The following is a 24,286-nucleotide window of genomic DNA, read 5'->3' on the forward strand; positions in this document are numbered from 1 at the left end:
GACAGAGTGGACAGCGTGGACAGCGTGGACAGCGTGGACAGAGTGGACAGCGTGGACAGAGTGGACAGAGTGGACAGCGTGGACAGAGTGGACAGCGTGTCCATAGTTCCGTGTCTTACAGGGGGAGCCTCGCGCCGATTTTGTGGTGTGTGGGTGTGTTATCTTGTATTGGCTGCTGGCGGTGGTTACATTGATTTCACCTATGTCAAGCACAACCACACCCCAAGCAGCGCAACATTGTCGCATCAGTAACGACCCCGGTGATTTTGGCGCCGATCCGTGGCTCCGGCCCTATCTGGGCGAGATTGCCCGGCGGAGCGATTTTGTGGCCGCGCGGCGGCGGTCGCTCTGTGGTGGTGGGAGCTTATCGGCTGCGGCCGCGTGGCCTGACCGCTACGGCTTGCATCGGGAGGGCGATGGCTGGCGTTTCCGGGAGTGGCTGCCCAATGCCACGGCGGTGGCGCTGGTGGGCGAATTCAATGGCTGGACGGCCACGCCGGCATACCAGCTTCGGCGGGAAGAGAATGGCGACTGGTACGGTGAATTTCCGTTGGGAGCCATGGCGCACCGCGATCAGTATCGCCTGGCGGTGACCTGGCCGGGCGGCGGCGGGGTGCGCATACCGGCGGGTGCGCGGCGGGTAGTCCGTAGCACGAGCGACTTGTCGCGCTCGGACGTCCTTTTCAATGCCCAGCTGTGGTCGCCGGAGGAGCCCTACGCGTGGCGGCACCGTTCGCCGCGCCTGGCATCGCCATTGATATACGAGGCCCATGTGGGCATGGCGCAGGAGAAGGCCGGCATTGGCAGCTTTCAGGAATTTACGGCGGCCATACTGCCGCGCATTGCGGCGGCCGGCTACAACACCGTGCAGCTCATGGCGGTGCAGCAGCATCCGTACTATGGGTCCTTCGGCTACCACGTGGCCAATTTTTTTGCGGTCTGCGATCTTTTTGGGACGCCGGACGAGTTCAAGGAGCTGGTTGATACCGCCCACGGCCTGGGGCTGCGGGTGATCATGGACTTGGTCCATTCGCATGCTGTGCGTAATGAAGGTGAGGGTCTGGGGCGGCAGGACGGCACCCGCTGGCAGTACTTCCACGATGGCCCCCGCGGCGAACATCCCGCCTGGGATTCGCTCTGCTTTGACTACAGCAAGGACGACGTCTGCCGCTTCCTGCTTGGCAACTGTCGCTTCTGGCTGGATGAGTACCACGTCGATGGCTTCCGCTTTGACGGCGTCACCAGCATGCTCTACCGCGATCACGGCCTGGGACGCAGTTTCAGCGGCTACGGTAACTATTTTGATGATAACAGCGATTGGGAGGCCTTCGCCTATCTGGCGCTGGCCAACGAGCTCGTGCACGAAATTCGACCGGACGCGTGGACCATCGCCGAGGATGTCAGCGGCATGCCGGGCCTGGCATCGCCGGTGGAGCAGGGCGGCTGCGGATTTGACTACCGCCTGGCCATGGGCGTCACCGACTACTGGTTCAAGCTCAGCGATCAGCCCGACGAGCATTGGAGCATGAACGGCCTGTGGCATGAGCTGGTCAATCGCCGGCAAGACGAGCGCACCCTCAGCTACCTCGAATGCCACGACCAGGCGCTGGTCGGTGGCCAGAGTTTCATTTTCAAACTCATTGGCAAAGGCATGTTCGACGCCATGCACTGCGGCTCGCAGGACATCAGTGTCGAGCGGGGCTGCGCGCTCCATAAGCTGGCGAGGCTCGCCACCATCGCCAGCGCCGCCCACGGCTACCTCAACTTCATGGGCAACGAATTCGGCCATCCCGAATGGATCGATTTTCCCCGCGATGGCAATGGCTGGTCCTATAACTACGCCCGCCGCCAGTGGCATTTGCGCGATGACCAGTCGCTGCGCTACCACGGCCTAGGCGAATTCGACCGGGCGATGCTGGCCGCATGCGGCCAGCGGCCGGATTTTTTTGCCTGCCGCCCCCAGCTGCTCAAACTGGACGATTTGGCCAAAATCATCGTTTTCGAACGAGCCGGACTGGTCTTCGTCTTCAATTTCCACCCATGGCAGTCCCAGGCAGACTACGGTTTTGTCTGTTTGTCCGGCCACTACCGGCAGGTTCTTGACAGCGACGCGGCGGCCTTTGGCGGTCTCGGGCGATTGCCTGCCGAGCAGTGCCATGTGGCCTGCGCAGTCCGCAATGGTGATTGCCGCGACTACTGGCTGCGCGTTTACGTGCCGTGTCGCGTCGCCATTGTGCTGGAGAGAATCGACGACGGGGAATGACCTGTCTGCCGGCCGACCTAAGCTGGCAGGCGTACCTTCATGCAACATGGCGCCGGATGCGCGCCGGGAGAACAGGACCACATGACAACGAAAGACAAGAATGCCGGCCGCGTCACGCAGTTGCCGGACGACCGGCCCGTTGGCCCGCAGAGCCGTGTCTTCAAGCTGGGCAATGGCCTAGCGCTGCGGGTCGATGTCCTTAAAGCCAATGTGTTTCGCCTGCGTTACAGCGTCAATGGCCGCTGGACGGAGTCGGCGCTGAACCGCTACGGTATTCTCAAGGACGATTTCGCCCCGGCGCCCTTCACCTGCGCGGATGGGGCCGGCGGCGGCACCGCAGTGTTGCGGACCGAAGCCGGTGAGCTCGCCGTGGTTCTCGCCGATGGCCGCGTGAGTTTTCGCGATGCCGGTGGGGCGACGCTGACCACGCAGAGCGACGCGCCGCAGGTCGGCCGTGGCTACACGCTCAGCTTCGATCTGTGCGCTGACGAGCGGCTCTATGGCCTTGGTGACGCCAGTCGCGAGAACATCATGCGCCGCGGCGGCGCTTACGCTCTGTGGGTCGAAAATGTCAAATGCTACATACCCATACCGGTCGTTCTCAGCAGTTGTGGCTGGGGGCTGATGATCAACTCGACCTGGCGCCAGGCGGTCGATGTCGGCAAGACGCACTCGGAACGGCTGCTTTTCACCGCGCCGCAGTCCAATACCGACTACTATCTCTTTGCTGGCGCCGACTACGCCGCGTTGCTGGACACCTACACCGAGCTCAGCGGCCGGCCGGCGTTGCTGCCCATCTGGGCCTATGCGTTGACCTACGTCTGCAATGAACACGTGGATAATTTCCGCATGATGGACGACGCCATGGCCTTCCGCCGCGAGGGCATTCCCTGCGATGTGCTGGGGCTGGAACCCGGCTGGATGAGCAAATACTACGACTACAGCACTGAGAAAGCCTGGGATCCCGGACGCTTTCCCATCCCTAAATGGGCAGCAAAAGGGCCGTCCACGGTTATGGGCGCGCTCGACCGCCAGGACTTCAAACTCAGCCTGTGGCTCTGCACCGACTACGATTTTAGCGTACACGAAGAACAGTGCATAGCCGGCGTGCAACCGCCCCTGCGGCCCGACGAATTGGCGCCGTTGCCCGGTGATGACGACGATTTCGAAAAGGACGAGCACTTCCAACAGCCCAAGGCCGGTGACGCCGGCGCTGGCACGGATGGCGCCGCGGCTCCTGCGGCTTCTGCGGCAGAGTTGGAGCCGTGGATTGAGCATTTAAAGAAGTTCATGGACCAGGGCGCACGGGCGTTCAAGCTGGACGGCTGGCGGCAGGTCCTGGAGCATCCCGAACGCGACTGGGGTAACGGGATGAGCGACGAGCAGATGCACAATCTCTATCCGCTGATTTACGACAAGCAGATGGCTCGCGGCGTGGAAGCTCACACTGGTCGTCGCGCGATGGTGTATTCGGCCAGCGGTTTTGCCGGCGTGCAGCAATTTGTCGCGTCTTGGGCGGGCGATACTGGTGGCGGGCCCAAGCCGCTGCTGTCGATGCTGAACCTGGGTTTTTCCGGTCATTCGAATCACTCCTGCGATATGGACGTCTTCACGCGTGACGGCATTCACTTCGGTTTTCTGCAGACTTGGGCGCAGCTGAATAACTGGGCCTACTGGCGGCAGCCGTGGTTTCTGACGGCTGCGGACAAGGCTATGTTCAAGGACTACGCCCGTCTGCGTTATGCATTGCTGCCGTACCTGTATTCGTCGGCCTACCAGGCTGCGCTGACGGGCTGGCCCGTGATGCGCGCCATGGCCATGGTCTGCCCCGACGATCCCGGGGTGGACGAAGCCCGCACCCAGTACATGCTCGGGGATTTCTTTCTGGTCACGGCTTTTGCCGAGGAGGTGGTTCTGCCTGCCGGGCTGTGGGTGGACTTCTGGACCGGCGAGACGCTGCGCGGACCGCAGCGACTGCCCGCGCGGCACCCCGATAATCGCGGCGGTTGCCTCTATGTCAAAGCCGGCGCGATCATCCCGACCTGGCCCGTGCAGCAGTCGGTCAACCAGGGTTGGCATGAGGATCTCGGCCTGATGGTCTTCCCCGGCGAGGGCGAGTCGGCCTTCACGCTTTACGAAGACGACGGCCAAAGCACCGATTACCGCCAGGGCCATTTCGCGCAAACGCGTTTCAGCTGCAATGGCCGCGCCGATGGCGCGGAGATCGCTATCGCCAGCCGCCAGGGCAAATTCGCCGGCATGGCGGCGGAACGCACGCTCACCCTGCGGGTGCGCTGTCCGCGCCGGCCCGGGCGTATTTGTGTCGATAGCGCCGTCGTTACCCGCTGGCAGTGGGACGTAGATAAGCGCGACGCAGTCGTGGTTATCGCTGGCCAGGCAAGTGACGCGCATCGCGTCGTCGTCGACTGGGGGTGAGAGGCGGTCCATGAGGGGCACGCAACTCGCGGGGCACTTGCCTGGACGAATGCGGCGCCTCAGGCGCCGCCACCAGGACTTTTGAATAGGGCGGACACCTGCGGCCGCCCCTGCCCGGCGGGGCGGGGGTGGGATGAATGCCGCCGGGACGGCGGCGGTCCATAAAATGCTTTTGTTTTCAGCGCCAAAGGCGCGCCCTAAGACAGCCCAGGGCGCGCCGCCCTGGGTAGAGCCTCCACCCCAAAAGAGCCCTGTAAGGGCGACCTAAAAAACTCTGCGGATGGGCAAGGTACATAGCGGGGAAAACGCTGTGAGGTTCCATTGCCTCTTTGGCCCCGGTCAGCTTCGCCGACCGGGGCCAAAGAGGCCGAGGAACACGACCTGGGTTGGCGCCTTACCCAGGGCGGCGCGCGCTTTCAGCGCTGCTTGCCCTGGGCTATCATGTTTCGCGCTTTCAGCGCTTCTGCCGCTTCGCGGCGATGAAATGCCACGATGACATAAGTTTTTTGCAGAAGCAACAAGCACCATAAAGTTTATGTGAAGGTCCCTGATCCAGTCGTCTCCAAGGATCAGCAATAATCAATGACTGACCGATTTCTATTGCCTAGCGCATTCCCGTGCCGGGCGATGCCGGATGGCCGTCGTGGCATTATGTTATGTCTTTTCCCCAAGGTCGTTGACGTGCGACCTCTGCGGATAAATCTTCAGTTATAGCCCAAGGACGGACCTAAGCATGAGTGCATCGGAGTATGTGAGTACGCGCGGCGGTGTCGCGAGAGTGAATTTTGCTGACGCGGTGATGATGGGCCTGGCTGATGACGGCGGACTGTTGTTGCCGGCGGCGATTCCCGATATGCGCGCGCAGCTGGCCAGCTGGCGTTCGCTCAGCTACAGCGACCTGGCCTACGCGGTAATGAGTCCCTTCGTGGGCGACGCCATTCCCGCAGCGGCGCTGAAAGACATCATTTGCCGGAGTTACGCGACTTTTGCCACGCCGGCGGTGGTGCCAGTGCGGCGCTGTGGCCGCGTGCATATCGCCGAGCTATTTCACGGACCGACGCTGGCGTTCAAGGACGTTGCCCTGCAGTTCCTCGGCAATGTCTTTGAGCATCTGCTGACGCAGCGCGGCGGCAAGCTCAATATTCTCGGCGCCACCAGCGGCGACACCGGCAGTGCGGCCATCCACGGCGTGCGCGGCAAAGCCGGCGTGGACATCTTCATCATGTTCCCCGATGGCCGCGTCAGCCCGTTGCAGGAACGGCAGATGACGACCGTGCCGGACGCCAATGTCCACTGCATCGCCATCAAAGGCACCTTTGATGACGGTCAGCGCGTGCTGAAAGAGGTCTTCAACGACCTCGGTTTCAAGCGCGACTATCAGCTGGGCGCGGTCAATTCGGTGAACTGGGCGCGGGTGCTGGCGCAGGTCGTCTATTATTTCTGGTCGGCTTTCCGGGTGCAGGAAGCCACGGGCGCGGCGACGGTGCAGGTGTCGGTGCCTACTGGCAATTTCGGCGACATCTTTGCTGGCTACATCGCCGTGCGCATGGGCGCGCCCATCCGCCGGCTGGTGCTGGCCACCAATGAAAATGACATCCTCAGCCGTTTTTTCCGTAGTGGCGAGTACAGCCAGGGCGCGGTCTGCCCGACGCTCAGTCCCAGCATGGACATACAGGTCGCCAGTAATTTCGAACGCTATCTCTATTATCGCGTTGGCGAAAACAGCGATAGGGTGCGCGAGCTCATGGCGGCCTTTGCCCGGGACAAGAAGATCGTCATCACGGACGGCGGCGACTCGCTTTTTGCTGCCGGTCGCGGCGACACGGCCATGACCATCGAGACCATCCGGCGCTACTATGCCGCGGAGAAATACATCCTTGATCCGCATACGGCCGTGGGCGTGGCCGTCGCCGAGCAGTATCTCGGCGATGACGCGCCAATGATCTGTCTGGCGACCGCCCATCCCGCCAAATTCTCCGCGGCGATTGAGCAGGCGCTGGGCAGCGATCTGGCCAAGCACCCGGCGTTGGAGGCCCTGAAGGACCTGCCCGTGCGGCGAGTGCTGCTCGAACCCGATAAACGCGTCATCGAGGACTACGTCAAAGCCACGGTGTAAAAATCAGTTTTTCCCGCAGATGTCGCAGAATGACGCAGATTGCTTTTGTGGTGGCCTGCCTTGCCGGAGCGCGGTAAGGCATGTCGCCGGTTGAAAGACGCGAAGGTTGTTTTTCACACGCAAGGAGGCCGTCGTCATGAAGGACCGCGATCGCAATCGCTGGCTGCATGAGCAGCTGGTCGGCTGGGAACGGGAGGGTATTGTGCAGAGCGACCAGGCGGCGGCTCTGCGGGGCCGCTATCCGCTTGGCGCGGACGACAGCCGTTTCGGGGTGATGCTGTTTGGCGGCATCGGTGCCGTGGTGGTTGGCCTCGGCGTCATTCTGATGTTTGCCTACAACTGGTCGGAGATGACGAAGATCAGCAAGCTGGTCGTGATTTTCGGTGCGTTGCTGGCGGCACACAGCACGGGCTACCTGCTGCGCTACCGGTGGTTGCGGCCAATCTTGGGCGATGTGTTCGGTCTGCTCGGGACGATGTTCTTTGGTGCGGCGATTTTTTTAATTGCACAGATTTATCACATATCGTCGCATTATCCCAACGCCTTTTGGTACTGGGGACTGGGGGCGATGGCAATGGCCTGGGCTGTGCCGTCGCTGGCGCAGGGCCTGCTGGCCAATGCGGTGCTGACCATCTGGGCCGGAATGGAACTCTGTGGTTTTCATGAGCCGATGCTGTTGCGGCCCCTGGCCGTGATGATCGCGTCGGGGGCGTTGGCCTGGTATCTGCGTTCGGAAGTCCTCACGCTGGTTTCCGGCGTCAGTGCTTATTTCATCTTCTGCTTTTTCGGCACCCATTTTGCCGGCGAGCTCTTTCCTTACGCTGTTCTGCTCACAGGCGGGCTTTATGCAGCCAAAGCCGAAGGGCTGGCGCTGCATGGCAACGCGGTTTTTCCGGCCGCCGGGCCGGTACTCAGCAAGCTGGCTGTCGCCGGCATGCTCTTTGCGAGCTTCCTGCTGGGCTTCGACGTTTTTCATGAGAAACACGTTTATCTGAACCTGCGTGATTGGGGAGGCACGGCTGAATATGTCTGGTGGGCCCTGGCTGTGGTTTCATTGGTGGCGTTGCTGGGCGTTATGGCCTGGGGCCAACGCCGTGGTCGTGGCAGCTGGCGGCGACTGTTATGGCCCTTGTTGGCCGTGTTGGCGGCCACGACAAGCCTGCTCATCGGTCGTTTAGACCTGGGTGGTGACGGTGTGGCGACGGCAAAGTCCCTGGTATTTCATGCCCTCTACGTCATGCCCGTGCTATTGGTCCTCTGGACGTCCTGCGACAACGGCGATGCTCGGCAGGTCCTCATCTTCGCTGCGCTGCTGGCGGTGTGGATATTTGCTCGCTACTGCGACTGGTTCGAGAGCCTCTTCACTCGCGGGGTGGCTTTTGTACTCTTCGGCGCGCTGCTGTTTTGTCTGTCCATCCGCTACCAACGCCGCCGAAAGGCGTTGGCTGCAGGAGGAGGGCTGGAGCATGCGTAATATAATTGTTGCAGCACTTATTCTGGCGCAGGTCGCCCTGTTGTTGGTGATGGCCATCGGCCGGGAGACGATTGTCCGCCATGGTGAACGCGTGTGGCTGAGAACGAGTCCGGTGGACCCGCGCGATATATTTCGTGGCGACTATGTCCGCCTCAATTATGACATCAGTAGACTTCCCAAGGCGTTGTGGGGCGACGCGGTGGCCACGTCGGTTCAGGACAAGGCCAATCGCACCCGCTACTTGCGCGAAAAGACGCTGTATGTGAGCTTGGAACGCGGCCCGAAGGACGTGGCCACAGCGATCAAGGCGGATCTGACGCCGCCAGCGCGCGGACTCTTCATCCGCGGCGCGTTCCAGCCTGGCCGTGGGTGGCGTTTGGGGGACAAGGTGCCGACTTTCCTGAATGACCTCCGCTATGGTATTGAGTCCTATTTTGTCGAGCAGGGGAGCGGTCTGGAACTGGAACGTGGCCGTCCGGAAGGAATCAATGGGACCTTGCGCGTGCCGCTGGATATCGAAGTGGCCATCAGCAAACGCGGTGAGGCGGTGATCCTGCGGCATCGCTGGGCCGAAGCATTGGTGATAGGACATGAGATGTCAACGGTCAAGGCAGCTGGCGAGAACAGCGAATACCGACTGCTGTCATTGCAGGTCTATCGTTCGCCGGCTGCTGACGAGACGGCGTTGCTGCTGCCCGATGACCTCCGGACACTCTCGCTCGCTTGCGGCCAGCAGCGCATCGCGATCTGTCCAGACGCGGGTAAAGATGCCGCAGAACGGCCGTTCACCCAAGATGACGTGCGCGTTATTCCGCCTCTGCAGGAGTACAAGGACATCGTAAAAATCCCCGTGGCGCGTTACCATAGCGGCCAGTGGCTCAGCGCCGACGGCAGCCGCGTGCTTGGCCATAGCGAGCACGAATGGCAGATCGCCATTGTCTATGATCCGCCCGCCGTGCCACTTGGACTGCCCGCCGAGCTGCTGCCCGGGCTGTATCGGCGACGGCTGCTCAGCGATAACGCATGGTGGATAGACCTCGACGCCAACTAAAGTACGCCGGGCGGTTTTTTTATCCGCAGATTGCGTAGATTGGCGCAGAATATGGCGGCCAGCCACGCCGCCGGGTGGAAGGCGCGAATGCTTTTTCCTCACGCGAAGGCGCGAAGGCGCGAAGAAGAATGGCGGCCTTCCTTGCCGCTGCGCGGCCAGCCACGCCGCCGGTAAAAAGTCGCGAGAGACGGCAGGGGGAGCGGCTAAAATAAGTAGCCGCACGGCATGCCGTGCGGCTACGAGGAGCGCTATGCGAGAACTGTGCGGTTACGGAGCCGTTTATGGCACGGTGCTGGTTGGGTTGAGGATGACCTTTTTGCTCAGGCCTAGGAGGCGGACCATTTCGACATGGCCGTCAACGAAGAGGACATTGACTTGTTCGTTGTGCGACCAGTCAATGCGCTTGCCAACGGTGGTGATAATTGGATCAAGGACGCCTAGGGAGTAGGCCAGGACGTGGAAGCCTTCGGATGCCACCATGCACAGGGTGGGGGAAGGAATATTTGACAGGTGGTACTTGCGGTTGTTGGTGTAGCCGAACATGGGCTCACTATGAATGACGCTGCTGCCGTAGGTGGTTAGCTCGGTGTGGCCGTCGAAATTTTTGAAGTTCCAGAAGTCGTAGGTTTTGGGTGTTGGGTCGCTGGGGCAGATGAAGCTTTTGTAATTGCCGCCGATGTAATCCCAGAACAGCACCTGTGGTGGCTTGTTGAGGGTGTTTGAGCCGGTGAAGCCACCGGCCCAGTCAGCGGGGAGTGAAAAGCATGATGGCATGTGACCATCGGCGTCATCGACATACATGGTGAAGGCGGTGCCGATCTGCTTAAAGTTGCTGGTGCAGGAGATGGCCCGGGCCTTTTCCCGCGCTTTGGCCAGTGCCGGCAGGAGCATGGCTGCAAGGATAGCGATAATCGCAATGACGACCAGGAGTTCAATCAAGGTGAACAGGTTTCTGCTTTTCATTTGCGCCTCGCTTGTTTGAGAATTGGATGTCATGGAAGCCATGCAAACACGTGACGCCATAATTATACAAAAAGGCGTGAGAAAAACAAGGGGCGGGCGAAAATTGGGGGCACGGGAAAAATAAATAGCCGCACAGCATGCCGTGCGGCTACGAGGTGGTGGCGGTTTATGGCGGTTGGGGGGAGGTCGGGTGGCTGAAGCGGCTTATGGCACGGAATTGGTGGGGTGGAGGATGACCTTTTTGCTGATGCCGAGGAGGCGGACCATTTCCACATGGCCGTCAACGAAGAGCACATTGACCTGCTCGTTGTGCGACCAGTCGATGCGCTTGCCGGTGGTGGTGGCTATGGGGTCTAGGACGCCGAGGGTGTAGGCGCCGACGTGGAAGCCCTCGGAAGCCACCATGCACAGGGTTGGCGACGGGGTGCTGGACAGGTGGTATTTGCGGTTGTTGGTCCAGGCAAACATCGGTTCGTTATGGATGACGCTGCTGCCGTTGGTGCTTAATTCGGTGTGGCCGTCAAAATTGCGGAATTCCCAAAAGTCGTAGGTTTTGGGTGTGGGGTCGCTGGGGCAGATAAAGCTCTTGTAGTTGCCGCCGATATAGTCCCAGAACAGGATTTGCGGTGGTTTGTTCATTGACGGCGAGCCGGTGCGGGGCGCGCCGGCCCAGTCGTTGGGCATGGCGAAGCATGATGGCATACTGCCGTCGGCGTCATCGACATACATGGTGAAGGCGGTGCCGATCTGCTTGAAGTTGCTGGTGCAGGAGATGGCCCGGGCCTTTTCGCGCGCTTTGGCCAGTGCGGGGAGGAGCATCGCTGCAAGGATAGCGATAATGGCAATCACGACCAGGAGCTCAATCAAGGTGAAATACACGGTTTTTTTCATCTGTGCCTCAATATGGGTGTTTCGTGGTGGGACGGATGGGGTGGATACGAGGTTGTATAAGTATACGAAAAAACATCGGGGAAAACAAGAGTAAATAGCGAAAAACTGTCAGAATTCTGCAATCTTGGCGCTGGCATGCGAGTTGTGCGGCGTTTTTGGGTGAGGGAATAGTGCCGCGCCAGAGCAGACGCTCGTTGCCGGGGCTGGTTTTTCGAGGACGCGTCGCGGTCGGCCGGTTAGATCAGCGCAGGTGCTCGAGTCGCGACTCGCCTTTTGGGGGGATGACGCAGCGCCAGAGTTGCCAGTTACCGGGCCACTGTTTTTCGAGGAATAGCCATGGCCGGCCATTGGCATGGAGGTCTGCTAGCAGCGAGTGGGCGAGGGGGTAGAAATAACCGTCGGGGGGCGGCACGAGAATGTGTAGCTGTTCGTCTTTGGCCTGGTCGAGGAAAGCTTGTTCCTGGTAATCCAGGCGGGCGATGAAGCGTTTTTCGGCGGGGTCCGAATAGAGCGCCGGTAGTCGCAGGCCGTAGAGGGCGGTGCGTGAGTCGGGCCAGAACTGATCAATGTAGGCGAGGATCTCTTCGCGCGCTGGCGCGCTGTCGGCGCGCGTGTCTGGTGGGAATGCCTGCTTGCTGTGGATGGCATAGACGGCGCAGCAGGCCGCCGCCATGATGGCGCAGCCGCGCGGCACGCGGTGTCCGAAGCCGGCGATGGCTACCAACGTGAAGACCGCCAGCGCCGCGACGGCGCTCAATGGCAGCAATGATGCCGGGTTCGCGCCGAGCGCCGCCGAGATCACGCTGGCCGCCGGTAGGATGAACAGCGTCGGCAATAGACAACGGGCGATGACCCGCAGGTCGGATTTTAGCACGAGTATGAGCATGGGCGCCAGGCAGAAGAGCAGGAGTGGAATGGCGCTGTCAAGGTGTTGTTGGAGTTGCTCGGGGCGGACATTGTCCGCCCGCAGCCAGAGATCGCGCAGGCCGAAGAGCATGTCGTCCATTACCAGCCAGTTCCAGAGGAGCCACAGGGCGATGCAGTAGAGGATGGGCGCCCAGAGCAATGGGGCGATGCCGTCGCGTGCGCTGCTGTCCATGGACGTCGTACTGCGGCGCTGCTCGGCGCTGAGGACGGCGACGACGACCAGGCCGGTGATGAGTGGCCCGGGTCCGCAGAAGGCCAGGAAGCCGCCGTTGACGCCGGCGAGGACGAGGTCGCGCAGGCCTTTGTTGGCGTGCCAGCAGACGAGGTGGAAGAACATTGCGGCGAAAGGCACGGCGGCGATCCAGCCGGGATCAAGGGTGAGGGCGGCGTTGCGCAGCTGGGGGAGGGCAAAGAGCAGCAGCGGCGGGATGAGTGCTGTGAACCAGCTGTGCTGATAGTAGGCCGCGCGGACGAAGTAGCAGAGGGTCCAGGCTAGTACGATGGCCTGCAGGAGTCGGACGCCGTCAAGACGGGCGAAGCTGCCGATGACCGTGCTGATGAGCAGGGCCAAGCTGGGCAGTACGGGGTAGTCGATGCTGCCGATGAGGGCCTGGCGGCCCCAGTTGTTGCTGGCCAGCAGGGCGTCGACGATGCTCTGGTGCACGGTCAGTGCCGTTGATGGCCGCATGGGCAGGTGATAGATGACGAGCGCAAAGACGGCAAAGAGCGCCAGAGCGGCTTTGCTGTTCAGCTGTTGCGGGGTGCTTTGTGGTGAATCCATGGCGGTGTTTTCCGGCGCGGGCCTGGCGTCAGGTGACGCTGGTGTTGGCGAAGTGCTTGGTTTTTTCCCAATGGTGCGGTTTGGTGATGAGCTGTAGGAAGCCCTTCCAGGCGCCGAGGCTCATCATCAGCCAGTACGCCGGCATGATCAGGCCGTATTTGGCCAGATGGCCGACATTTTGCCGGACGCAGGCGATGGCGCTGGTGTAGGCGAAAATGAAATTGCCCGCGAAGAGGCAGAACGCGCCCATGGCGAAGACCAGTGGCGGGAAATACTGGTCGATGCCGGCTGGGCGCACAAAGAGCCACAGGATGGTCATCAACCAGTAGAAGGGATTGATGAGCTGGCTGACGAAGGTGCCGCCGATGAGCAGGTGGAACTGCACGCTGTTCCAGAAGCCCAGTTTGCGATGCAGGCCGACGAAGTCCCGCGTGTGGATCAGGTAGGTTTGGATGTAGCCCTTGACCCAGCGCGAGCGTTGCTTGACCCAGAAGGGCAGGCTCGGGCAGGCCTGCTCCCAGGTCTTGGAGTCCAGCACACGAGTGCGCCAACCGGCGGTGAAGAGGCGCAAGCCGAGATCGCAGTCTTCGGTGACATTGAATTCGTCCCAGCCGCCGACTTGGCGGAGTACGCTCATGCGGAAGTGGTTGGAGGTGCCACCGAGGGGAATGGGCGCCTGCAGGCAGTCCAGCCCGGGCAGACAGAGACCGAACCAGGTCGCGTATTCGGCGGTGAAACAGCGGGTTAGCAGATTCCAGTCCCAGTTGTAATAGGCCAGTTTGGCCTGGATGCAGGCGACATTCGGTGGGCAGCGCGAAAAGGCGACGACGGCCTTCTTGAGCTGGTCTTTCTCGGGCTGGTCTTCGGCGTCGTAGATGACCAGATAGTCGGCTTCGCCGGTTTCGATGGCGACATTGCAGGCTTTGGGCTTGGTGCGCGGGTAGGATTTGGGGATGGGCGTGATGACGAAGGGCGGCTGCAGGTTCATGCTTTTGGCGACGGGCATGGTCTCGTCGTCGTCTTCTTCGATGAGCAGGCGAATTTCGAGGCGGTCCTTCGGGTAGTCGAGCTTGCTGAGGGATTCGATGAGGCCGGGGAGGACTTCCGCTTCGTGGTACATGGGCAGGATGACCATGTAGCGCGGCCACTGTTTGCCGTTGGGCGGTTGCGCCATCTCATCCGGGCTGACCTGGATGTCTCGGGGCTTGCGCAGGGCCAAGTCGATGATCAGCATGCGATAGAGCGTCGACGCCAGGTAGAACACGGTCAGCGCGGTGTTGATGACCAGCAGTTCGTGGTGGATGGCGGTGAAGCCCCAGGCGATGAGCAGGACGATAGCGCCGGCAAGCGCCCATTTCTGCCAGCGGCAGAGGGTGAGTGTGGCTTGGGGAAAACCGCGCGGGCCGAGGGGATCGGTGCTGATGTGGGTGGTGAGATCGCAGATTTTGTCTGGCATGGCTGGTCGCTTAGGGTTGGCCGGGCTGGCGGTCGTCGTCGGCACTGGCGTGGTAGGTGAAGATGGCCGGATAATGTCGCTGCAGCGCATGCGCGCAGGTCATGCTGAGCCACTGTCGGGCTGCGTCGTGCGGCGTCGGCAGGTCAAGGCCAGCGTGCTGGTACCAGGTGGCGGAGTCGACCTGGTTCAGCCGCTGGCGCGAATAGAGATCGGCGACGGCTACGCCTAGCGACAGCCCGAGCTCCTTGGTGAGCAGCGCGGCGTTGCGGCCGATGCCGGAGGGCAGGCCGGGCAATTCGGGCAGTGCGACCAGGATGGGGTCAATGCCGGCAGCCTGGCAGGCCTGCGCCAGAAACAGCAGCGTTTGGCACCAATCAGCTGGCGTCTGGCCGGCACGCAGTGGTGCGGCGCCGACGCTGAGGAGGGCGAAATCCGGCCGGCTGGCGATGAGTTGCGGTAGGGCGCTGATGGCGGCCAGCATGGGTGACGATCCCGTGCGTGGCGCCGCGTTGACCCGGCTGCAGCTCAGTGGTCTCGGGCCGCCGAGCATGGCAGCCAGATCTTGTTCGGGCAATACCGTGGCAGCGTAGGAGTTGGTGTCGGCGATAAGGTCGTCCAAGATGGCCAGGCGCAGGGGCTGGGCCGGCCAGTGACGCAGGGTGAGGCGGCCATCGCCGGGTGGCGGCAGGGCATCGCAGACCATCATCGCGCGCGTGTTTTGGCGGGTGTACAGGGCGTTGCCTTGTGCGACCAGCGGCAGCATGGCGTCCAGCGGGTGGATCAGGCGTAGGGGCAGGGCGGGGAAGAGGTCTTCGCCGGCGAGCGTGCAGCGGATGGTCAGGCTGCGGCTCTCGGCCAGCAAGGTGATGGCGGCGCGACAGTGGTCCTTGCCGGTAAGCGGTAGCGGGTCGCTCTGTAGGACTGTGCCGTCGGCAGAACGTTGTTCGCAGAGCAGGCGGGCGTTTTCGCGCAGTGCTGGGGGAAGGGACTCGGGCCAAGTCACGCGGATGGCCAGCGGCAGAGCCTGGTGCCGGGCTAGCACGGCTGGGAGATCGCTGAAGGACATGCGGCCGTCATGGATCATGCCGGGCAGCCAGAGTGCGAAGGCGGGGATGGTCAGTGTTTGTTCGCCGGTGGTGATGCGGAAGCCGGGGATGCATTCAGCTGCGCTGAATAGCTGGCCGTTGCTGCTGCTGCAGGTGATGGCCTGGCCGTTCAGGTCTAGCCACTGCGGGGCACTTTGCGCTGGAGTATCGCCCGTTGGGGTAGCGTAGTGGGCGACGCGCCGGTCGGTTTGGAGAAAATGGCCGACGTCCGCCAGCTGGAGCAGGGCGGAGGCGTTGCGCTCGGGTTGGTCGGCGAATTCGATGCCCCAGAAGTCTGGTTGTGGGGCGGGTACGAGCCCGGCAGGGGCTGCGCCTGGGCCGTCTTCGCCGGCGGGTCGCACCAGGCAACGGGGAATGATTTCGCCCTGGCGTTGTATGGCGAGCAGCTGCAGGCTGTAGATGCCGGGCTTGAGGGTGATGGCTGGTCCGAAGGCGCCGCCGCCGGGGCGTTTGGCCTCAGAGCTCCAGTCAGCAACGGGCTTGCCATCGAGGAGCACGACCCACGCGGTGTGATTCTGGTCGGCGCCAAAGGCCAGCGTGCGTTCATCGGGGACGATCATGCGCGCGTCCCAGCGGAGCATCGCGTTGGCCAGGCGTTGCGTGTCGGGCGGCTGTTGCCAGGTGTCGCGGTCGGGAATGGCGCCAAGGGCTGGTACGGCTACCACAAAGACCGGGCGCTTTTTTTCCGGCGTATTGAAGAGCCGAAGCATTTCGGCGGCGGAGTGGGCTCGCGTGGTCAGCGGCCTAATGCTGCGTTCGAGGGCGACGACGCGGGCGCTGTCGCCCAGAAAGGGTGTGGTGCCTTCGTGGGGCTCGGCATGGAGATAGACGCTGATGCTGGGCGTCGGTGGTGCCTCGGCGTCGTCGCGCTGGCGGTTGATGCCGCGGCAGTACAGGGCCACGCCGGCCAGGCGACCACCGACCAGCACTGGCGATGCCGGTATGTCGCTGCCATCATCGGCGACCGCACTGACGTGCAGGATATCGGGGGGGAGTTCGAGGGGCACTGGCACGAAAAGCGATGGGTGCCGGCGGGGCTGGACGCTGACGCGCAGGCGCAGGGGCGCGGTCGCGATCTTCCAGGTAACAGCGGGCGCCGGCGGCGCCGCGGTGGCGTCGTCGGCAATGCTGGCGGTGGGGACCAGCAGAAGCATGAGAATGAAGAGGTATTTAAGTATGGTCACGGGTGATTTCTCCGTGGCTAGTTTGGACAACTTTGCCATGGCGGCGGCATTTTCGCCAATGGCCGGGCTGCGCGGGGCGTTACTTTTTCTGTCAAGAGAGCCTGATCTGCGGGCGTTCTGGTGCGGACGCTCCATCGCCGCGCACGGCTCTCAAACGCCTGGAATCATGGGTAAATTGGACTAAGGGAGTAAGAGATGAAGAAACTTCTGCTGGCGATGGCGGTTGCGGCATTGTTGGTCACGGGCTGCGGCCAGTCTGAGAAAAAGAACGCCGATGGCGCGGCGCCGGCGGTACTGACCTTTTGGCATATCATGAATTACGCCGGCCCGCGGGAGATACTGGCAGCTGCGGCGCGGCGTTTTGAGGCTGATCATCCTGGTTTTCGGGTGGACATACAGAGTTTTGAGAATGACGCTTACAAGACCAAATTGGCTGTCGAGATGGCCAGCGGCAATCCCCCGGACATACTCTTTACCTGGGGTGGTGGACCGCTGGCCGATTACGCGAAAGCCGGGAAGGTGCTTGACCTCACGGCCGTCGTGTCTGAGAACGGCTGGCGCGAGCGTTTTATTGACCAGGCGCTGGCCCTCTGCAGCAGCGATGGGCGGGTCTATGCGCTGCCCCTGGACTTATCGGTCGTGCTGTTGTGGTGCAACCGCGAGCTCTTCGCGACGCATGGGCTGGAGTATCCGGAGGACGTTCAGGACATGCTGACGCTGGGCGCGGCTTTCCGCGCTAAGGGCGTTGACGCCTGCGCTCTCGGCAATATGAAACAGTGGCCCGGCGCCTTTTACTACGCCTATTTGGCGAACCGCTGTGGCGGCACCGATCTGTTCATGGCCGCCGCGCAGGACCGCGCGCGTTTTGCGGACCCGGCATTTGTGCGCGCCGGCGAGCTACTCAAGCAGCTGATTGGCGCCGGCGTTTTTCCGGTGGGTTTCAATGGGCTGGACGACGGGCCGGCGCGGGCGCGTTTCTTGCGCGAGAAGTCTGCGATGCTGCTTATGGGCAGTTGGGTGGTCGCCCGGATCATGGACGAACAACCGGAGTTCTTGAACAAGCTTGAAGCGCGGCCCTTTCCGCGGGTGGCCGGCGGTGCGGGCGCTGACGACGTCGTGCTTGGCGGCGTCAACTGCGGCTTCGCGGTGTCGTCGTCTTGCCGGTACCCTGAAGAGGCCATGGCTTTATTGCGTTACTTGACGGATGAGCAGGTGGTCGACGCCTGGTGTCGCATCGGGCGCATCCCGGCCCTGAAGACGACGGCGGCCCAGGAAGAGGCGTTGCCGGGGCCGACGCGGCAGGCGCTGAAAATGCTTGCCGGCGCGTCGTCGTTGCAGCCCTATTACGACCAGTATTTGACGCCGCGCCTGGCGGTCGTCCACAAGAACAGCACGCAGAATCTTTTTGCCGGTACGATGTCCGCGGCGGAGGCCGCGCAGGCCATGGCGGCAGAGGGCCGGTGACGGGCGGTTACACCGCGCTTCAGCGGCAAATAAAAACGCCTTGCCGATGGTTGTCGGCAAGGCGTTTTTGGTATTGGCATCTCCAAGGGGAGTCGAACCCCTGTTGCCGGGATGAAAACCCGGTGTCCTAGGCCACTAGACGATGGAGACCTAAATCTCTTGTTGAGGAAAGCTTGGCATCTCCAAGGGGAGTCGAACCCCTGTTGCCGGGATGAGAACCCGGTGTCCTAGGCCACTAGACGATGGAGACTCGATTCATTCCTTGTTAATGCGACCTTTAAATTACTGCCAAAGGCCCAATCTGCAAGTCGATTTTCGGAAATTTTGTGTTTATTCGGCAATCGGTCACTCATTGATAACCAAAACTGTGGTGCCTCTACGAGGCACTGCCTGTTGGCAGGCTGCGTCCCCAGGCTAAAGCCTGGGGTTAAGCATAGTTAAGCGCCTACGGCGCAAAAACATAGCCGTTGAATGATGGTGGTTTTTGCCCCGGGCCGGACGGATCACGGCGCCAGATCGGCCAAGTTCGGCCCGGAGGGCCGTACCATGAATAGCCCCGGGTGAGGCGCCCGGAGGGCGCCGCAACCCGGGGTATGATAACAAGTTAGAATTGCGCCCGGAGGGCGCCACATTGGCTTGACAAGTCACGTCTCATCGCGCCAGAGTGAGGCAGTCGGCCGACATTGTCAATGACTGACCAATCACGTTTATTCGCGGGGGACTTGTCCGGTTAGACTGGCGTAAATGACGGCAGTGTCATTCTTTGATGAGGATATGGAAAAAGGGCAGGTCGATGCCGGCCTGGATGAGCAGGCAGGCGCTGGTGACGGCGATGCCGGCGATAAGGACGCCGACGACGTTGGCGAGCATGAACTGGCGGCTGTTCATGCCGAGGGTGAAGGCGCCGGCGGCGCCGGTGTAGGCGCCCGTCAGGGGCAGCGGTATGCCGATGAACAGCGCCAGGCCCCAGAAGCCGTATTTCTCGACCTGGGGTTTGAGTTTTTTGCGGGCGCGTTCCAGGTAGCGCACGATCAGCCGTTCGCAGATGGGCAGCCGGCGAAAGAGATTCAACATGGGATTGAGCAGGAAGAAGACACCCCAGCCAATGAGGATGTTCGCGATGACGCAGATGGTCGCCACTAGTGGCCAGGGCAAACCGGCAGATACCCATTCGCCGCCGAAAATGCCTACCGGGATTGACGCGCGCAACTCCAGACCCGGAATCAGGGTCACGAGGAAGAGGATGACGATGGTTCTGAACATGGAAAAGGGGGGCCTTTCGGGCTGTGGTCGGAGGGGGTGGGGAGTGTGGCGCCCTCCGGGCGCAATTCTAAGTTATTGTCATACCCCGGGTTGCGGCGCCCTCCGGGCGCCTCACCCGGGGTTATGCATGGTGCGGCCCTCCGGGCCGAATTTGGCTGATCGGCTGGTGCGTCTTTCTTGTTTTCGCGGGCGGATCGGTCTGGTCTTCTTTCGTTTTGTTTTTCGCGGACTGATCGGACGGATCGGACGGATCGGACCGATCAGGTTGTCGGATCAGTCGGATCGGTCCGATCCGTCTGATTAGTCAGGTGAGTCAGTTCAGTCAGGTGAGTCAGGTGAGTCAGGTGAGTCAGGTCAGTCAGGTCAAATTGGCCCAGCGGAGGAGTTGTGGCCAGGTCATGGTGAGGATGTCGTCGGGGATGGTGTCCGGCAGGGGATTACCGGGGTTGAGCACGAGTACCGCCGGGAAATTGCCGGCGCGGGCGGCTTGCAGGCCGATGCCGGAGTCTTCAAAGATCAGGCAGCGCGCGGGGTCGACGCCGAGGCGTTGTGCCGCGAGGAAGAACATTTGCGGGTTGGGTTTGCGTTCGCGGACGTCTTCGATAGTGACGATGGCGTCAAAGCTCTCCAGGAGGCCGATTTCCTGCAGTGCTTGGTGAACGAAGGGCCGGGGTGAGTTGCTCGCCACGGCCAGGCGTTTGTGGCCGACGTAGCGGCGCACGAACTCACAAGCGCCGGGAAAGGGCTCGGCCTTGAAAATCGCCATGGTGCACTCTGCTTTGCGGGCGGCGACTTGTTGTGGAGTGATGTGGCTGAAGCCCATGCGCGTGATGATTTTGGTGGCCAGGGCGACGCTGGTATCGCCGATGAAATCCTTCGCGTCTTGGGCCGTCATATCGTAATTGGCCAGATCGCGCATTGCCTGGGCGAAGCCGCGCACGTGGTAGGGCTCGGAAGCCATCAGCGTATTGTCCAGATCGAACACGAAGGCGTCAAAGTTGGCGGTGGTTGCGCTGTAGAGAGGGGAGAGATCGGTGCCGGCAGCCATGGCGGGGAGTCCTTCAGAGAAAGAGGTTCTTGGAGGGCACGACTGGATCGTAGGTGTAGCTGCAGCCCAGGCGGCGGAGGCCGGCTTCGTCGCCGGGACTGGGAATGTGGGTGAGGTGCATGTCGCACTGGTGAAGAGCGTTGAGGCAGGCCAGGGCCCGCTGGGCGTAGACATCGCGGCTGGCGCTGACCACCAGTGTGATCAGCGTTTCGCTCACGTCCAGACCAGCATGGCGCGTCGCCCCCAGGCCGTCCTTGAAACTGGCGACCGACTCGAGGATGTCTGGCAGCAGGAGGTGCTGGCTGTCTGGGATTGCCGCCAGAATCTTCACGGCGTTGATGATCATGCTGGATGCCGCATGCATCAGTGACGAGTTCTTGCCGGTGACGATGGTGCCGTCATGGAGCCTTAAGGCGGCGCCGCAGAAGACGCCCAGGTTGCCTTTGCCTTTGGCGCGGCAGTCGGTGGCGGCGCTGCGCGCTGCCATGACGACATCGCGTTCATTGGGATTGACATTGGCCTTGCGGATGATCTCTTCCACGCGCGACATGGTGACGTCGTCGGCGTGGCCGAGCTGGTGTTGGGCGTTGTACTGGAAGTAGCGGCGGGCGATTTCCGTGCGTGCGGCTTCGCAAACGCTGGCGTCGTCGATGATGCCGGCGGCGACGCAGTTGACGCCCATGTCGGTGGGTGACTGGTAGCCGCTGTCGGAGCCGGTAATGCGGGTGAGCATGGCGCGCAGCAGCGGAAATGCCTGCAGATCGCGGTTGTAATTGATGGCGACGCGGCCGTAGGCTTCAAAGTGGAAGGAGTCGATGGCGTTGGCGTCCTGCAGGTCGGCGGTCGCGGCCTCGTAGGCAATGTTCACCGGGTGATTCAAGGGCAGGTTCCATACTGGGAAAGTTTCAAATTTGGCATAGTGCGCGGTGCGGCCCAGTTCGTATTCGTGGTAGATCTGTGACAGACAGGTGCCCATCTTGCCGCTATTGGGACCGGGGCCGGTGACCACCACCAGCGGACGCGTCACCGGAATGTACGGATTCGCGCCAAAGCCGTCCTCGCTGACAATGAAATCAAAATTTTTGGGATAGTCGGTGATTTCGCGGTGTTGGAAGACCTTGATGCCGTATTTTTCGAGGCGCTTCTGGAAGCTGATGGCTTCCGGCTGGCCATTAAAGCGGGTGATGACCACCGCCGTGACCTCGACCTGGCGGCTGCGCAGGTCGTCGATCAGGCGCAGGGCGTCGTTGTCGTAGGTGATACCCAGGTCGGCGCGGACCTTCTTGCGTTCGATATCGCCGGCGTGGATGCAGACAATGATGTCAGCTTGGTCGCTGAGTTCCTGGAGGAGGCGGATTTTGACATTGGGGTCGAAGCCGGGCAGAACTCGGGCCGCATGATAGTCGCCGATGAGTTTGCCACCGAATTCGAGGTAGAGGCGGCGGTTGCTGTCGCCGACGCGCTGGATGATGGCTTTTTTCTGTTCGGCGAGGTACTTGTCATTGTCAAAGGCGGGCATACGGCGTTTTCCTGGCAGTGAATAGCGGTGGGATGGGGAAAAAGAAAACCGGGGTGGGCAGGTCGTGCCGACCCCGGAAATTGCATGGGCGTTAAGATAGTGTCAGATGGGGCGCTGGCAATGGCCCGGCGCGGTATTAGCCGGCGTAATAGAGGAAAAACATCAGGCCGCCGGCAAAGGCGTAGACGGCGAGCCAGAGGTAGCCGGAGCTCAGGACGCGGTTGACCAGGGATTTGCTCAGGGCGTCATTTTCGCCCAGTGGCGAGTCAACTTCGCGACCGATGACTTTCGGGAGCATCACTAGCACGCCGGCCACAAAGCCGGTGACCAGCGCCAGGAACACGAAGACGTTCGCGGGTTTGGGCAGGAGCCGCTCATAGACCGAGCAGAGCACGAAGGCTGCGAGGCTGAGTACGCTGATGGCCAGGCCGGCCAGGAAGCGCGTGCTGCGTAAATCCAGTGCGCCGGGTGACAGCGTCGCCAGAAAACGGTCGACGCGGTTCTGCTGTTTGGCGCTGTTGCGGGTCAGGGCGCTGACCAGGAAGAGGATGGCAAAGCAGGCGGGAAAGATGACAAAGGAACGGTAGGCCGGCCCCATGTGGAGACCCCAGGTGCAGAAGGCATTGACCAGCGTGCCGCCCACCAGCGTGGCGATGGCCGCCTTGTTGGTGATGCTGCGCCAGAAGAGTGCTGCGCAGACCACCACGAAAATCGGCGGCTCGAAGAAGGTCATGATCTCGTAGTTGGCGTTGATGATGCCGCCGAGTTTTTCGACGTTGAGGGCGAAAAACATGGCAATGAGCCCCACCAGGACGGTCACGCCGCGCCCGACCCAGGTGTAGTGCGTGCTGCTGCAGGCGGGCCGGGCCGGGCGGTAGATGTCGTTGGTGAACAGTGTTGCCGAGGCGTTGAGGACCGCTGCGATGGTCGAGTAGCTCGCGGCGATAAGCGCGGCGATGAAGATGCCGCCGAGGCCCGCCGGGATGATGTCCTTGAAGAGCATGGGGAGGATCTGGTCGCTATTGGCCAGGGCCTTGTCGCCGCTGTAGATGATGCGGCCGCACATGCCGGGGAGGATGTAGCAGAGGGTGAGCGGGCCGGTAAGGATGGCCGCCAACGCGAGGCCTTTGCTGGCGTCTTTGATTGAGCGGCCGCCGAAGGTCCGCTGCAGGAGGTACTGGCTGGTGCACCAGAAGGGGAAGCCCGTCAGGGTGAACATGATCAGGTCTTGCCAGTTGATGCCGTTCGTCCCGGCCTTCCAGAAGGTGAACAGCTCTGGTGGTGTTTGCGCGATGAAGGACTCGACGCCGCCGACTTGGCGCATCGCCAGAGGCAGCAGGATGACGCCGCCGATGACCATTAGGAAGGTCTGGATGATGTCCGTGTAGGCGGCGCCGAGGAGGCCCGCCGTACTGCTGTAGATGACGACGACGGGCCCGACCGTCCAGATGAGTCTTTGCACCGGCCAGTCTAACACCGTGCTCAGGCAGAGGCAGAGGGCGTAGAGGTTGTTGCCGGTGAAAAACGCATAGTAGAACAGCCACAGAATCACTGGCAGTAGCCGCACGACGCGGTTGTAGCGCGTCTCCAGGATATCGGGGACGGTGGTGATGTGGAGGCGCCGCAGTCGCGGCACGAATAGCGCGGCGCTGAAAGCGGCGAGCATGTTGCCGGTCCAGGCAATCATCAGCACTGGCACGCCGCTGTTGTAGGCGACGCCGGCTGGGCCGACCAGATAGATCGCCGCCACATTGGTGCCGATCACTGACCCGGCAACCACCCAGTGGTTGAACGCGCGGCCGCCGACAAAATAGTCGTCGGCCTTCTTGACATAGATGCTCATGAAAAGACCGAAGACAACGATCGCGACCAAATACGCGATGATCACCACCAGATTCAAGTCCATGTGCCGAGACCTTTCCTTCGTAATTGGTCAGCCATTGCTATTGGATGCACGACATGCTTCTCGTTGGCGCGGTGGGACGCGACGTACCTCGCCAATGTGGCGCCCTCCGGGCGCAATTATAAGTTTGTGTCACACCCCTGGTTGCGGCGCCCTCCGGGCGCCTCACCAGGGGTTATGCATGGTTCGGCCCTCCGGGCCGAACTTGGCCGATCAGACGACGTACTTTGTCCGATTCGGGCCGAAAACCACCATCATTCAATATCCATGTTTTTGCGCTGTAGGTGCTTAGCCATGCTTATCCCGGCTTTAGCCTGGGGGCGCAGCCTGCCAACAGAAAGTGCCTCATAGAGGCAGCACAGTTTTGGTTATCAATGACTCCTATGAAACCCGCTGCCGCAATGGTCGGCGGAAACCAAGGCCGGATGGCTGGGAGGTGGT

Annotated in this window: 15 protein-coding genes and 2 tRNA genes; 6 read left to right on the forward strand and 11 right to left on the reverse strand. The window is 61.8% G+C overall.

Features of this window, described 5'->3' with window-relative positions; all coding sequences use genetic code 11:
- Positions 1-202: 202 nt before the first annotated feature.
- The 5 genes from J3R75_RS13585 (at position 203) to J3R75_RS13605 (ending at position 9,340) form a co-directional block, all read left to right on the forward strand.
- Entirely contained in the window at positions 203-2,263 is a 2,061-nt protein-coding gene (locus tag J3R75_RS13585) for an alpha-amylase family glycosyl hydrolase (protein ID WP_307262428.1), read from the forward strand.
- An 81-nt stretch (positions 2,264-2,344) separates the two neighbouring features.
- The gene (locus tag J3R75_RS13590; RefSeq protein ID WP_307262430.1) at positions 2,345-4,699 is read left to right on the forward strand and encodes a glycoside hydrolase family 31 protein; all 2,355 of its coding nucleotides are present in this window, start codon (positions 2,345-2,347) and stop codon (positions 4,697-4,699) included.
- A gap of 733 nt (positions 4,700-5,432) precedes the next feature.
- A complete protein-coding gene (thrC, locus tag J3R75_RS13595; protein WP_307262433.1) occupies positions 5,433-6,815 on the forward strand; it encodes a threonine synthase in 1,383 nt (460 codons plus the stop codon).
- Positions 6,816-6,951: 136 nt separating this feature from the next.
- Complete coding sequence (locus J3R75_RS13600) at positions 6,952-8,289, forward strand: DUF2157 domain-containing protein (protein WP_307262436.1); 1,338 nt, start codon at positions 6,952-6,954, stop codon at positions 8,287-8,289.
- Complete coding sequence (locus J3R75_RS13605; protein ID WP_307262439.1) at positions 8,282-9,340, forward strand: GDYXXLXY domain-containing protein; 1,059 nt, start codon at positions 8,282-8,284, stop codon at positions 9,338-9,340. Before J3R75_RS13600 ends, J3R75_RS13605 begins: the two co-directional genes overlap by 8 nt.
- A gap of 279 nt (positions 9,341-9,619) precedes the next feature.
- Here J3R75_RS13605 and J3R75_RS13610 read toward each other — a convergent pair whose 3' ends face one another.
- From J3R75_RS13610 to J3R75_RS13630, 5 genes are all read right to left on the reverse strand, one after another.
- Positions 9,620-10,303 (reverse strand): DUF1559 family PulG-like putative transporter, encoded by a 684-nt coding sequence (locus J3R75_RS13610; RefSeq protein WP_307262442.1) that lies wholly within the window; start codon positions 10,301-10,303, stop codon positions 9,620-9,622.
- 204 nt (positions 10,304-10,507) lie between these two features.
- Positions 10,508-11,194, reverse strand: coding sequence for a DUF1559 family PulG-like putative transporter (locus J3R75_RS13615; RefSeq protein WP_307262445.1), 687 nt, complete (start codon positions 11,192-11,194; stop codon positions 10,508-10,510).
- Positions 11,195-11,435: 241 nt separating this feature from the next.
- Entirely contained in the window at positions 11,436-12,902 is a 1,467-nt protein-coding gene (locus J3R75_RS13620; RefSeq protein ID WP_307262448.1) for a hypothetical protein, read from the reverse strand.
- Between the two features lie 28 nt (positions 12,903-12,930).
- Positions 12,931-14,358, reverse strand: coding sequence for a glycosyltransferase family 2 protein (locus J3R75_RS13625; RefSeq protein ID WP_307262452.1), 1,428 nt, complete (start codon positions 14,356-14,358; stop codon positions 12,931-12,933).
- Between the two features lie 10 nt (positions 14,359-14,368).
- Positions 14,369-16,648: a hypothetical protein gene (locus J3R75_RS13630; protein ID WP_307262454.1), complete on the reverse strand. Its 2,280-nt coding sequence runs from the start codon at positions 16,646-16,648 to the stop codon at positions 14,369-14,371.
- Between the two features lie 195 nt (positions 16,649-16,843).
- Here J3R75_RS13630 and J3R75_RS13635 point away from each other — a divergent pair, with 195 nt between their 5' ends.
- Entirely contained in the window at positions 16,844-18,112 is a 1,269-nt protein-coding gene (locus J3R75_RS13635) for an ABC transporter substrate-binding protein (protein WP_307262457.1), read from the forward strand.
- A gap of 74 nt (positions 18,113-18,186) precedes the next feature.
- On the opposite strand, the gene J3R75_RS13640 is transcribed toward J3R75_RS13635, so the two are convergent.
- The 6 genes from J3R75_RS13640 to J3R75_RS13665 form a co-directional block, all read right to left on the reverse strand.
- Positions 18,187-18,262, reverse strand: a tRNA-Glu gene (locus tag J3R75_RS13640).
- Positions 18,263-18,286: 24 nt separating this feature from the next.
- A tRNA-Glu gene (locus J3R75_RS13645) sits at positions 18,287-18,362 on the reverse strand.
- Positions 18,363-18,868: 506 nt separating this feature from the next.
- Complete coding sequence (locus J3R75_RS13650) at positions 18,869-19,375, reverse strand: COG2426 family protein (protein ID WP_307262460.1); 507 nt, start codon at positions 19,373-19,375, stop codon at positions 18,869-18,871.
- 358 nt (positions 19,376-19,733) lie between these two features.
- Positions 19,734-20,423 carry an HAD family hydrolase gene (locus J3R75_RS13655; protein ID WP_307262462.1) on the reverse strand — a complete coding sequence of 230 codons (690 nt, stop codon included), beginning with the start codon at positions 20,421-20,423 and terminating at the stop codon, positions 19,734-19,736.
- A 13-nt stretch (positions 20,424-20,436) separates the two neighbouring features.
- A complete protein-coding gene (locus tag J3R75_RS13660) occupies positions 20,437-21,942 on the reverse strand; it encodes a DUF1846 domain-containing protein (RefSeq protein ID WP_307262464.1) in 1,506 nt (501 codons plus the stop codon).
- A 136-nt stretch (positions 21,943-22,078) separates the two neighbouring features.
- On the reverse strand, positions 22,079-23,848 hold the full coding sequence (locus J3R75_RS13665) for a sodium:solute symporter family protein (RefSeq protein ID WP_307262467.1): 1,770 nt from the start codon (positions 23,846-23,848) through the stop codon (positions 22,079-22,081).
- Positions 23,849-24,286: the final 438 nt, after the last annotated feature.

This window comes from Oligosphaera ethanolica, assembly GCF_030814695.1.
GTDB lineage: Bacteria > Verrucomicrobiota > Lentisphaeria > Oligosphaerales > Oligosphaeraceae > Oligosphaera > Oligosphaera ethanolica.

Excerpts from the sequence above, each read along its gene's own strand:
- J3R75_RS13585 (WP_307262428.1), top strand. The coding sequence starts at position 203 with ATGTCAAGCACAACCACACCCCAAGCAGCGCAACATTGTCGCATCAGT.
- J3R75_RS13590 (WP_307262430.1), top strand. The coding sequence starts at position 2,345 with ATGACAACGAAAGACAAGAATGCCGGCCGCGTCACGCAGTTGCCGGAC.
- thrC (WP_307262433.1), top strand. The coding sequence starts at position 5,433 with ATGAGTGCATCGGAGTATGTGAGTACGCGCGGCGGTGTCGCGAGAGTG.
- J3R75_RS13600 (WP_307262436.1), top strand. The coding sequence starts at position 6,952 with ATGAAGGACCGCGATCGCAATCGCTGGCTGCATGAGCAGCTGGTCGGC.
- J3R75_RS13605 (WP_307262439.1), top strand. The coding sequence starts at position 8,282 with ATGCGTAATATAATTGTTGCAGCACTTATTCTGGCGCAGGTCGCCCTG.
- J3R75_RS13610 (WP_307262442.1), bottom strand. The coding sequence starts at position 10,303 with ATGAAAAGCAGAAACCTGTTCACCTTGATTGAACTCCTGGTCGTCATT.
- J3R75_RS13615 (WP_307262445.1), bottom strand. The coding sequence starts at position 11,194 with ATGAAAAAAACCGTGTATTTCACCTTGATTGAGCTCCTGGTCGTGATT.
- J3R75_RS13620 (WP_307262448.1), bottom strand. The coding sequence starts at position 12,902 with ATGGATTCACCACAAAGCACCCCGCAACAGCTGAACAGCAAAGCCGCT.
- J3R75_RS13625 (WP_307262452.1), bottom strand. The coding sequence starts at position 14,358 with ATGCCAGACAAAATCTGCGATCTCACCACCCACATCAGCACCGATCCC.
- J3R75_RS13635 (WP_307262457.1), top strand. The coding sequence starts at position 16,844 with ATGAAGAAACTTCTGCTGGCGATGGCGGTTGCGGCATTGTTGGTCACG.
- J3R75_RS13650 (WP_307262460.1), bottom strand. The coding sequence starts at position 19,375 with ATGTTCAGAACCATCGTCATCCTCTTCCTCGTGACCCTGATTCCGGGT.
- J3R75_RS13655 (WP_307262462.1), bottom strand. The coding sequence starts at position 20,423 with ATGGCTGCCGGCACCGATCTCTCCCCTCTCTACAGCGCAACCACCGCC.
- J3R75_RS13660 (WP_307262464.1), bottom strand. The coding sequence starts at position 21,942 with ATGCCCGCCTTTGACAATGACAAGTACCTCGCCGAACAGAAAAAAGCC.
- J3R75_RS13665 (WP_307262467.1), bottom strand. The coding sequence starts at position 23,848 with ATGGACTTGAATCTGGTGGTGATCATCGCGTATTTGGTCGCGATCGTT.